The 11,518-nt window shown below is 72.1% G+C and carries 8 protein-coding genes; 6 read left to right on the forward strand and 2 right to left on the reverse strand.

Annotation, left to right across the window (positions count from 1 at the left end; genetic code table 11):
* Window positions 1-120: 120 nt before the first annotated feature.
* Complete coding sequence (locus AB0H82_RS28835; protein ID WP_362997773.1) at window positions 121-696, forward strand: winged helix-turn-helix domain-containing protein; 576 nt, start codon at window positions 121-123, stop codon at window positions 694-696.
* A 73-nt stretch (window positions 697-769) separates the two neighbouring features.
* The gene (locus AB0H82_RS28840) at window positions 770-1,756 is read left to right on the forward strand and encodes an NAD-dependent epimerase/dehydratase family protein (RefSeq protein ID WP_362997775.1); all 987 of its coding nucleotides are present in this window, start codon (window positions 770-772) and stop codon (window positions 1,754-1,756) included.
* 65 nt (window positions 1,757-1,821) lie between these two features.
* Here AB0H82_RS28840 and AB0H82_RS28845 read toward each other — a convergent pair whose 3' ends face one another.
* Window positions 1,822-4,020, reverse strand: a complete 2,199-nt coding sequence (locus tag AB0H82_RS28845) for an MMPL family transporter (RefSeq protein WP_362997777.1) — start codon at window positions 4,018-4,020, stop codon at window positions 1,822-1,824.
* A 254-nt stretch (window positions 4,021-4,274) separates the two neighbouring features.
* Between AB0H82_RS28845 and AB0H82_RS28850 the strand changes: the two genes are divergently transcribed.
* Genes AB0H82_RS28850 through AB0H82_RS28860 form a run of 3 tightly spaced genes read left to right on the forward strand, consistent with a single transcriptional unit; the run spans window position 4,275 to window position 7,632 of the window.
* Window positions 4,275-5,552: a sensor domain-containing protein gene (locus tag AB0H82_RS28850; RefSeq protein ID WP_362997779.1), complete on the forward strand. Its 1,278-nt coding sequence runs from the start codon at window positions 4,275-4,277 to the stop codon at window positions 5,550-5,552.
* On the forward strand, window positions 5,537-6,187 hold the full coding sequence (locus AB0H82_RS28855) for a response regulator transcription factor (RefSeq protein WP_362997781.1): 651 nt from the start codon (window positions 5,537-5,539) through the stop codon (window positions 6,185-6,187). The genes AB0H82_RS28850 and AB0H82_RS28855 overlap by 16 nt, the downstream gene beginning before the upstream one ends.
* 53 nt (window positions 6,188-6,240) lie before the next feature.
* Complete coding sequence (locus AB0H82_RS28860; RefSeq protein WP_362997783.1) at window positions 6,241-7,632, forward strand: DUF1996 domain-containing protein; 1,392 nt, start codon at window positions 6,241-6,243, stop codon at window positions 7,630-7,632.
* Window positions 7,633-7,644: 12 nt separating this feature from the next.
* On the opposite strand, the gene AB0H82_RS28865 is transcribed toward AB0H82_RS28860, so the two are convergent.
* A complete protein-coding gene (locus AB0H82_RS28865; protein ID WP_362997785.1) occupies window positions 7,645-8,028 on the reverse strand; it encodes a hypothetical protein in 384 nt (127 codons plus the stop codon).
* A 176-nt stretch (window positions 8,029-8,204) separates the two neighbouring features.
* On the opposite strand from AB0H82_RS28865, the gene AB0H82_RS28870 reads away from it, so the two are divergent.
* Window positions 8,205-11,333, forward strand: a complete 3,129-nt coding sequence (locus AB0H82_RS28870) for an alpha-N-acetylglucosaminidase (protein WP_362997787.1) — start codon at window positions 8,205-8,207, stop codon at window positions 11,331-11,333.
* The last annotated feature ends 185 nt before the right edge of the window (window positions 11,334-11,518 follow it).

Below are 11,518 nucleotides of genomic sequence, written 5' to 3' on the forward strand. Positions count from 1 at the left end.
GGCCCACTAAAGCCGTTGCACCCGGCCTCCTGAAGCCGCCGCAACCGGCCTTCGCCTGACGCGCACGACGTACGTCTCGTTCTCGACGACTCCTTCTTCGCGCGAAAGAGCTGACTCCCCATGGCGAACTCCCGTTCCTTCACCGCCTCCGCTCCCACCACCCTCACCCCTCCGCCGGTCCCGGGCCGCGGCCGGCTGCGAGCCGTCGCGCCCGACGAGGTGGTGCAGATCAGCGACTTCCTGCCGCCGGGCGCCACTTGGCTGCCCGCGCCGCAGCACACCCTGCCGACCCTGCCGGGCCAGCCGCCGATGGTCGGCTACCTCGTCCTCGTACCGGCCGGGCAGGAGCCCGTGACCACCGCCGCCGAGCCCGTGCGGCCCGAGGCGCCGCACGCAGCCGCCCCCGGTCCCATCAGGATCGACACCGTGCAGCGCGCCGTTGAGGTCGACGGACGCCCCCTCGACCTCACCTACCTGGAGTTCGAGCTGCTCGCCCACCTCGTCGCGCACCCCCACCGGGTGCACACCCGCGACCAGTTGGTGACGACGGTGTGGGGGTACGGCCACGTGGGCGACGGCCGCACCGTCGACGTGCACGTCGCGCGGCTGCGGCGCAAGCTGGGCGCCGAGCACCGCAGGACGATCCAGACGGTGCGCCGCGTCGGCTACAAGTACGCGCCGCCGACCCCCCGCTGAGCTGCGGTTCCCTGCTCTGCCCCGAGCAGAATCCGGTTCACAGGAGCCGGGTCGCCGGGGCAGAGTCACCACCATGAGACTTCTGATGCTGGGCGGTACCGAATTCGTGGGGCGTGCGGTCACCGAGGCGGCCCTCGCCCGTGGCTGGGACGTGACCGTCTTCCACCGCGGCCACCACGCGGCGCCCGAGGGCGCCCGGGCCGTGCACGGCGACCGCACCGTCGAGGGCGGCCTGGCCGGGCTCGCCGACGGCGAGTGGGACGTGGTCGTCGACACCTGGTCGGCGGCGCCCCGGGTGGTGCGGGAGTCGGCCCGGCTGCTCGCGTCGCGCGCCGGACGGTACGTGTACGTGTCCAGCGGCTCCGTGTACCGCTACCCGGGCGCGGCCGGCTCCGACGAGGGCTTCCCCGTGGTGGACGGCGACCCGGACGCGGACGCGTCGGCGTACGCGGAGGACAAGCGGGGCGGCGAGCTCGCGGCGCTCGCCGAGTTCGGGGCGGAGCGGACGGTGCTCGCGCGGGCCGGGCTGATCCTCGGACCGTACGAGAACATCGGGCGGCTGCCGTGGTGGCTGAACCGGGTGGCGCGCGGCGGGCCCGTGCTGGCCCCCGGGCCGCGCGATCTCGACATCCAGTACGTCGACGTCCGGGACCTCGCCGAGTTCGTCCTGGACGCGGCGGCCGACGGGCTGCACGGGGCGTACAACCTGGTCAGTCCCATGGGGCGGATCACTATGGGCGAACTCCTCGACGCGTGCGCGGAGGTGGCGGGTCCGGCGGCGGAGCTCCGCTGGACGGAGCCGCGGGTGGTGCTCGACGCGGGCATCGAGCCGTGGAGGGAGCTGCCGGTGTGGCTGGCCCCCGGCGAGCTGCACGACACGATGCACCGGACGTCGTCGGAGAAGGCGGTCGCGGCGGGCCTCGGGACCCGGCCCGTCGCCGAGACGGTCCGCGACACGTGGGAGTGGCTGCGGTCCATCGGCGGGACGGCACCGCAGCGGCCCGACCGGCCGGTCGTCGGGCTTGTCCCCGAGAAGGAGGCCGAGGCGCTGGGCCTGTGACGTGACACGGCGTGGCCCCGGCGCGGTGTCGGCGCCGGGGCCACGTCAGGCGTGCGGGTGTCCCGTCAACGGCCGCTTGCCACGGGAGTGTTGTACGGGCCGGGCCGCGGCGGCGCGGCCGGCGCGTCCTCCGCGTGGGAGATCCGCGGGAGCCACCGCAGATACCGGGGCGTGTGCCAGTTGCGCTCGCCGAGCAGGGCCATCAGGGACGGCAGCAGGATCATGCGGACGACCGTCGCGTCCAGGAGGACCGCCACTCCGAGGCCCACCCCCATCTGCTGCATGTCCTGCATGGACAGCGTGCCGAACACCGCGAAGACCGCCACCATGATCACGGCGGCGCCGGTGACCGCGCCCGCCGTGCGCGTGATGCCCTCGTGGATCGCCGAGCGGTTGTCCAGGCCGCGGTCGCGGGCCTCGCTGATCCGGGAGACCACGAACACGTGGTAGTCCATGGAGAGGCCGAACAGGACGACGAGGACGAACAGCGGCATCCAGTTCTCGATCGCGCCGACCTTCTCCGAACCGATCAGCTCCGCGCCCCAGCCGTGCTGGAAGACGGCGGTCATGACGCCGTAGGCGGCGCCCACCGACAGCAGGTTCAGCGCGATCGACGTCACCGCGATCACCACCGAGCGGAAGCTGAAGAGCATCAGGAGGAAGGTCACCGCGGCGATGAAGGCGAAGACCGGCACGATGCCCTTGCTGAGCTGATCGCTGAAGTCCTCGGAGGAGGCCAGGTCGCCGCCGACGTGGGCCGTCGCGTCCACCCCTGCGAAGGCCGCGGGGACCGTGTCGTCGCGCAGCTCGTGCAGGGCCTTCTTCGCCTCGGCGTCGGTGCCGGTTCCGGGCAGCGGGATCTCGATCTCGGCGACGTTCTTCGCCTCGTGGACGGTGAGTGCGGCGCCGTCACCGGCCTTCTCGGTCAGCGAGTCGAGCGCGGCCCGCACCGGCTGCGCCCCGATGTCGTCGGCCTCGACGACCACCCGGGCCGGAGCGGGACCGCCGGGGAACTTCTCGGTGATCCGCTGGTAGGAGACGGAGAGCGGGGCGTCGGAGCCGAACTGCTTCTCCAGGCCCAGCTGTTCGGTCTTCATGCCGAGCGCGGGCGCGGCGAGGGCGAGCAGGACGACCGCGGCGCCGACGGCGAAGAACTTCGGGCGGGCGAGGACGGGCTTGAGGATCTTCGCCGCGGTGCCGCCGCTGGCGTGCACGCCCTTCTTGGCACGCCGGTTGAGGAACGGGATGCGGCCGGCGTCGATGCGGTCGCCGAGCGCGGCGAGCAGCGCGGGCAGGACCGTGACCGAGCCGAGCATCGCCACGCACACCACGAGGATCGTGGCGACGGCGAAGCCCTTGAAGAGGAGCAGCCCGGACAGGAACATGCCCGCCATGGCGACCATCACCGTGAGACCGGAGACCAGGACGGCGCGGCCGCTGGTGGCCGCGGCGATCCGCAGGGCCGTCTCGGCGTCCCGTCCCGCGGCCCGCTCGTCCCGCTCGCGGCGCAGGTAGAAGAGGCAGTAGTCGACGCCGACCGCCAGGCCCATCAGGAACATCACGGAGTACGTCGTCTCGAACAGGTGGAGCTGGTGGCTGGCCAGGGAGAGCAGTCCGAAGGCCGCCACGCACGCGGTGAGCGCGAGTCCCACCGGGAGCAGCGCCGCGACCACGGCACCGAAGGCGACCAGGAGAATGCCGAGGGCGAGCGGCACCGCGGTGAACTCGGCCTTCTTCAAGTCGTCGGCGAGCAGGTCGGACAGGTGCTTCTCGGAGCTCGCGTCGCCGAACTGGTGGACGGCGATGCCGTGCGCCGCGCCGTCCTCCTTCGCCTTCGCCACGGCGTCCAGGACCGGCTGGACACGGTCGGCCGCCTCGTCCGACGGGCCCTTGATCTCAAACCGGAGCAGCGCGTCCCTGCCGTCCTCGGAGGGCAGCGGCGCCTTGAGGTCGCGTACGTCACCGGTGGCGGTCAGCGCCTTCGACAGGTCGGCCGCCGCGTCCCGCCAGCCGCCGGCGGACGCCCCGTCGGCGGCGCTGACCATGACGAGCTCGCCCGCGGGCTCGTCGATGTCCGCGTCCTTCAGGATCTCGGCGGCCCGGCCCGATTCACCGACCCCCATCTCGTCGTCGGACGCGGTGACCATGCCGGAGGCCCCGCCGATGACCGTGGCAAGGACCACGAAGACCAGCCAGCCGATGATGGCCGCCTTCCGGTGGTGTGCGCTCCACACACCGAGTCGTGCCGCGAGGTTCCGCCTCATGGCGCTTCGCCCCCATCAAGTCTGCGTGAATATGCGTCGAATAAGTCGTCACTCACGCTAGGAACCGGCGGCCGTGCGCCCCAGCCGCCGAAGCCCCCTCTCGCCGAGGCACAGGGCGAGGCCGGGGGTGTCGTCAGGTACACCCCCCGGCCGGGTGGCGGACCCAATGACCCGCGCCCGCCGCACACGCGAAGATGTGACGGTGCCGGACGCGGGGAACGCGGCCGGACCCACGGGGTCGACGAGAGGGACGGATGACCATGACGAGGCTCAAGGACGCACTGGTCGCGGGGGCGCGGGGTCTCTGTCTGACGATCTTCGCGCTGGTGGGCTCGATCGTCCTCTTCGTGTTCTCGGTCGTCTCGATCGCGCTCATCCTGGTCGGCGTCGGCCTCCTCACCACACCGGTCGTCCTCACGGGCGTGCGCGCGTACGCCAACGCCTACCGTGCCCGGGCCGCCGCCTGGTCCGGCGTGACGATCCCGGAGGCCCACCGCCCCTTCCCCGCCGACCTGCGCTCCGGCCTCACCGGGCAGGTCGAGCGCTGCACGCTGATGCTGAAGGACCCGGCCACCTGGCGCGACCTGCAGTGGCTGCTGGTGAACATGACCGCGGCCACGGTGGTCGTGGTCTTCGCCCCCGCGTTGCCGCTCTACATGGTGTACGGCTGGGTGCTTGCCGCGGGCGTCTGGGAGCCGATCCACGACGCGGGCGGCGGCGAGTGGTTCGCCTTCATCCACGTCACCTCGCAGACCACCGCCGACCAGGCGGCGCTGCTCGGCATGGGCTTCTTCGTCCTCGCCCTCTACGTCAACCCGTCCCTCGTACGCGCCCACTTCCTCCTGGCCCGTACGTTCCTGGCCCCCACCACGAGCATGCGGGAGCGTGAACTGGCGCGGCGCGTGGACCGCCTTACCGAGACCCGGCACGACGCCGTCGACAACTCCGCCGCCGAGCTGCGCCGCATCGAGCGCGACCTGCACGACGGCGCGCAGGCCCGCCTGGTCGCCATGGGCATGGACCTCGGCACCGTCGAGGCGCTGATCGAGACCGACCCCGCCAAGGCCAAGGAGCTGCTCGCCAAGGCCCGGCAGAACTCCGGCGAGGCGCTGACCGAGCTGCGCGACCTGGTCCGCGGCATCCACCCGCCGGTCCTCGCCGAACGCGGCCTCGGCGACGCGGTCAAGGCCCTCGCGCTGCGCCTGCCGATCGCCACCGAGGTCGACGTGGAGCTGGCGGGGCGGGTCGGGGCGCCGGTGGAGTCCGCCGCGTACTTCGCGGTGAGCGAGTCCCTGACCAACGCGATCAAGCACTCGGGGGGCGACCGCATCTGGGTGGACATGCACCACGCGGACGGCATGCTGCGCATCGCCGTCACGGACAACGGCAAGGGCGGTGCCGCCATCGGCGCCGGGTCCGGGCTGAGCGGTGTCGAACGCCGGCTCGGTACATTCGACGGCGTACTGGCCGTCAGCAGCCCCGCGGGCGGCCCGACCATGGTGACCATGGAGATCCCTTGCGAGTTGTCCTAGCCGAAGACCTCTTCCTGCTGCGCGACGGCCTGGTGCGCATGCTGGAGGCGTTCGACTTCGAGATCGCGGCGGCCGTGGAGAGCGGGCCCGAACTGACCAAGGCGCTGGCGGAGTTGCGACCTGACGTCGCCGTCGTGGACGTCAGGCTCCCGCCGTCCCACACGGACGAGGGCCTGCAGTGCGCGCTCGCCGCCCGCCGGGCCAGGCCGGGACTGCCCGTCCTGGTCCTCTCCCAGCACGTCGAGCAGTTGTACGCGCGCGAGCTCCTCGCCGACGGGAACGGCGGCGTCGGCTATCTCCTCAAGGACCGGGTGTTCGACGCCGCGCAGTTCGTCGACGCCGTACGCAGGGTCGCGGCCGGCGGCACCGCGATGGACCCGCAGGTCATCCAGCAGCTCCTGTCGCGGCACTCCGCCGAGGAGCCGCTCGGCGCGCTCACCCCGCGCGAGCGCGAAGTGCTCGAACTCATGGCGCAGGGCCGGTCGAACGCGGCCATCGCGGCGCAGCTCGTCGTCACCGAGCGGGCCATCGCGAAGCACACGTCCAACATCTTCGCGAAACTGGACCTGGCGGTCTCCGACGACGACAACCGGCGGGTCCTCGCGGTCCTCGCGTATCTGGACCAGGGGCGCTGAACCCTGGAGCGGGGGCGCTGAACACGCCGGGCCGCTGATGCGTATGTAGTCCCATGGGACGTACCTCACGAAAACGATCAAGGCTGCCGCGGCGCGTCGTCGCCACGTCGGCAGCGTTCATCATGGGCGGCGGCGCTCTGGTCGCCGTGAACGTCTACGCGAATGCCGGAGAAGGCGCGGACCGGCCTCCTCCGCGGGGTTCCGAGGGTGCCGGACAGCAGGTGTCGACCATCAGCTGTCCGGACGTGGGCAATGAACTGCCCGAGGTGCCCGGGGCCGCGCGGGGCGAAGTGGACCGGCGACTCGCCGACCTCGACGGCCAGATCACGGAGGCGTACGGGCAGTTCGCGCGGACACCGGACAAGGAGTCCCTGCTCGCGCCCCTGGCGGAGAAGCGCAGGGAAACCCTCGGCGGCATCGCGAACACCCTGGACGAGGCCGGTGCCCGGCCCCCCGAAGGGCTCGACGGCATGGCACCTTGCACGCTGCGCGCCGATGACCAGGGGCAGGGAGAGAGAGACGGGCAGGATCAGGAGCAGGGGCAAGGGCAGAGCGGCAACGGGCCCGAGGCCGGTGACTTCGTCGAGATCGAGTCCGTCCGGCCGAACGTCAAACGCCCCCGCAACGGCCGCGACGCGTCACGCGGGACCTTCACCACGAAATGCGGGCGGAACGAGAACGGCAAATTCAATCCCGACAACGTCATCGTCGCGCCCGGCGTGAGCAATGGCGCCCACCATATGCACGACTACGTCGGAAATCAGGCGACGGACGCCTTTTCCAGCGATGCCGACCTCGCCGCAGGACAGACCAGCTGCCGCAATCAGGGCGACAAGTCGACGTACTACTGGCCCGTCCTGAGGCTGCAGAACGGGCAGAACGAGGACGACGCACAGGCCGACGGCGGCGGAAAGGACCAGAACGTCGGCGAAATCCAGACACCGGCATCGGTGACCTTGAAGTTCGCCGGAAATCCGGTGAGCAAGGTCGTCGCCATGCCGCGCTTCCTGCGCATCATCACGGGTGACGCCAAGGCCTTCACCAACGGCGACGCCAACGCCAACGCGTCATGGAGCTGCACCGGATTCGAGAACCGGCAGCTGACGGACAAATACCCGATCTGCCCCGAGGGCAGCAAGGTCGTCCGGACCTTCAACTTCCAGAGCTGCTGGGACGGACAGAACACCGACAGCGCCAACCACCGCACCCACGTCGCCTTCGCCGACCGGCGCACCGGCGCCTGCCCGCGAGGCTTCCGCGCCATTCCCCAGCTGGTGCAGCGCGTCGTGTACGACGTGCCGCCGGGGCCCGGCTTCGCCGTCGACTCGTTCCCCGAGCAGCTGCACAAACCCGTCACCGACCACGGTGACTTCATCAACGTCTTCGACGAGCGGCTGATGCGGCGCGTCGCCAAGTGCGTCAACTCCGGGCAGCGCTGCACCTGATCCCGCAACCTCTCATCCCTCGTGCCGGCCGTGGTGGCCGCCGTGCCTCCCCGCGGCGTCCACCACGGTTCCGCCGAGCCGGTCGCGCAGCGCCGCGATGTCGCCGGCGTCCCCGACCGCGACCCAGCTGCTGCCGCCGACGAGGTACGTACCGCCGTAGTCGTTCGCCTCGTCGAGCCATTCGGCCTGGCCACGGGCGTTTGTAAAGGTTACGAGTACATAGCGCCGGGCACCGTTCTCACAGGTGGCCTGGCGCAGTTCGGCCGCGTCCGTCCGGACGTCGGGCCTGCATCCCGCCTCGGCCGCCAGCTGCTCCAGGCTGCCGCTCGCCGTGCGCGGTGTGTCGTCACCCCCCGAGCCGCATCCCACCACTGTCAGCAGGGCTCCCACAGCCATGCCCGAAAGGGCGCTCCGTGCTGCCCGCACCGTCCGCACCGCCCGCGTTCCCCGCGCTGTCCTCATCGTCCCGGCACTCCCTTTCAGCTATCTCGACCCGTGCGCTCCACGTGGACCGTTGAGCACGCGGGGCGACGCGGATACCGTGCGCGCAGCCTTCACCCCAGGGGGTACACATGTCCGAACCGTCCCGACGTACCGTGCTCGGCAGCGCGGGGGCCCTCGGCCTCGGTGCCGCGGTCGGCGGCCTGCCGGCCCTGACCGGCACCGCGGCCGCGCGACCCGCCGAGGCTCCCGCCTTGGATACGGATGCCGCACGCTCCGCGCTCAACAGACTCCTGCCGCACCACGCGGAACAGATCCGGCTCAGACTCGTCCCCGCACAGGGCCGCGAGGACCGCTTCAGAGTCACCGGCACCGCGGGCCGGATCGAGGTGTCCGGCACGACGCCCGCGGTGCTGCTCACCGGCGTCCACTGGTACCTCAAGTACGTGTGCGGCGCCCACATCTCCTGGAACGGCAGCCAGTTGGACCTGCCGCGCAGACTGCCCGCGCCGGCCCGGCCGCTGGAGCGGTCCACCTCGCTCCCCCACCGGTTCGCCCTGAACGACACCAACGACGGATACACCGCGCCGTACGCCGACTGGGCGTACTGGGAGCGCATGATCGACGTACTCGCCCTGCACGGCTGCAACGAAGTCCTGGTCATCGCGGGCGCCGAGGCCGTGTACCACCGGGTGCTGCGGGAGTTCGGCTACTCCGACGCGGAGGCCAGGGCGTGGCTGCCCGCCCCCTCCCACCAGCCGTGGTGGCTGCTGCAGAACCTGTCCGGGTACGGCGGGCCCCTCTCGCAACAACTCATCGACGACCGTGCGGAGTTGGGGCAGCGCATCGTCCGGCGGCTGCGGGAGCTCGGGATCGCCCCGGTGCTCCCGGGCTACTACGGTCACGTCCCCGACGGGTTCGTCGAGCGCAACGGCGGCGACGCGCGGGTCGTGCCGCAAGGCATCTGGCACGGGTTCCGTAGACCCGACTGGCTCGACCCGCGCACCTCGGCCTTCGCGCGGGTCGCCGCCTCCTTCTACCGGCACCAGGAACAGCTCTTCGGCCCCGCCGACCTCTTCAAGATGGACCTCCTGCACGAGGGCGGCACCGCGGGCGACGTGCCCGTGCCCGCCGCCGCCCGGGGCGTGGAGGCGGCCCTGCGGAAGGCGCGGCCCGGCGCGACCTGGGTCATCCTCGGCTGGGAGGCCAACCCGCTGCCCGCGCTGCTCGACGCCGTCGACAAGAAGCGGATGCTGATCGTCGACGGCGTCTCGGACCGGTACGCGAGCGTGACGGACCGGGAGAAGGACTGGGGCGGCACGCCGTACGCCTTCGGGACCATCCCCAACTTCGGCGGGCGCACCACGATCGGGGCCCGCACCCACCTGTGGAACGAGAAGTTCTTCGCCTGGCGCGACAAGGAGAACAGCGCGCTGGTGGGCACGGCCTTCATGCCGGAGGCCACCGACCGCGACCCAGCCGCCTTCGAGCTCTTCTCCGAACTGGCCTGGACGAAAGGCCCGTTGGACCGGGCCGCGTGGTTCTCCTCATACGCCGACTTCCGGTACGGCGGCCGCGACCAAGACGCGCGGGCCGCGTGGCGCGCGCTGCACGACACCGCCTACCGGCACACCGCCGTCGAGCGCAGCGACCCGCACGACTCGCTCTTCGCCGCGCGGCCCGACCTCGCGGCCGCCCGCGCCGCGGAGTACGCGCCGCGCGCGCTCACCTACGACCCGGGCCGGTTCGACGCCGCGCTCACCGGGCTCCTCGGGGTGTCGGGCGGTCTGCGGAACAGCGCCGCCTACCGGTACGACCTCGTCGACGTCGCCCGGCAGGCCCTCGCACACCGCAGCCGGCAGCTCCTGCCGCAGCTGCGGGCCGCGTACCAACGGAAGGACCGCGAGACCTTCGCGGCCCTGTCGACACTGTGGCTGCGGCTGATGCGGCTCTCGGACGACGTGACGGGCACCCACCCGGCGTTCCTGCTCGGCCCCTGGATCGAGGACGCCCGCCGCATGGGGACGAGCGAGGCGGAACGTGCGGAGTTCGAGCGGACGGCGAAGGTCCTGATCACCGTGTGGGGCGACCGGGCCACCTCCGACGCCGGCCGCCTCCACGACTACGGCAACCGCGAATGGCACGGCCTCATGCGCGACTTCTACGTGCCACGGTGGCAGAAGTGGCTCGACGAGCTGGGGGACGCGCTGGCGGCGGGGCGGGCCGCGAAGCCGGTGGACTGGTTCGCGTTCGAAGAGCCCTGGACGCGGCAGCGGAAGGACCATCCGGTGCGGCCTGTCGCTACGCCATACCGGACCGTATCGCGCGTACGGGACGTGCTGGCGCGGGCGCCCTACCAAGGCACCCTGGAAGTCACGGCGGACCCGCCCACCGTCCCGCCGGGCGGCCGCTCCCTGCTGTCCGCGACCTTCCGCAACGTCAACGGGCTGCGCGCCACGGGGCGCGTCGACTTCACGTTGACCGGGATCGAGGCGGAGCCTGTCGGGCCCGTGTCGCTGCGGCGCGTCGCGCCCGCCGGAACAGGAAAGGTGGCATGGCGGGCCACCACACCGGAGACCCCGCTGGACCGCCCGCTGCGTGCGCTCCCCTACGAGATCGCCGTGCGGTACGGGCCACTGGGCGAGCGCCGGGTGCGGTCCGTGTACGAGGGCACGCTGTTCGAGGCCGGTCCGGTGAGCGACGCGTGGCTGACCTACAGCAACAACGCGGCCGTGTTCGGAGAGCTCGCGGGGCGGTACGCGATCGACGGGAGCGGCGCCGATCTGTGGAAGGGGACCGCCGAGTTCGGGACGCTGTACCGGGGCGGGGCGCTGCGGGACGGGGTGTCGGTGACGGTACGGGTCGATACGCAGGCGGTGACCGGGCCGTGGGCCCGGGCGGGCCTCATCACCCGCGCCTCCCTGCGCACGCCGCTGTCCCCCGGCTTCGTCAACCTCGCCGTCACCCCCGCCAACGGAGTCGTCCTCTCCTACGACACGAACGGCGACGGCACGCTCGACACGTACCAGCGCGTCACCGGCGTCAAGGCGCCGGTGCTGCTGCGGCTGTCCCGCACGGGCGTGTCGTTCACGGGCTCCTTCTCGACGGACGACGGCTCGACGTGGCGCACCGTGGCGACGGTTCCGGTGCCGGGCGCGACGGCGTCCCAGGACGTGGGCCTGTTCATGAGCGCGACGAACGGGGGGGACGGGGAGCGGGGGACGGTGGAGTTCAGCGGGTGGGGGTTGCTGGGCGGGTAGGGGCGCGCCTGTCGTCCGGCTGTGGGGCGGGGCGCTTGGCGGGTGCGGGGCGCGCCGGTTGTCCGGGCATGGGACGGGGTGCTTGGCGGGTGCGGGGCGTGCCGGCTGTCCGGCTGTGGGGCGGGGGTGTGGGGGTATGTGCGTACTCGCTATCCCTGCGTCGCGCCTCAAGTCCAAAGACGCCA

The organism is Streptomyces sp. NPDC050732 (genome assembly GCF_040654255.1).
Classification (GTDB): Bacteria; Actinomycetota; Actinomycetes; order Streptomycetales; family Streptomycetaceae; genus Streptomyces.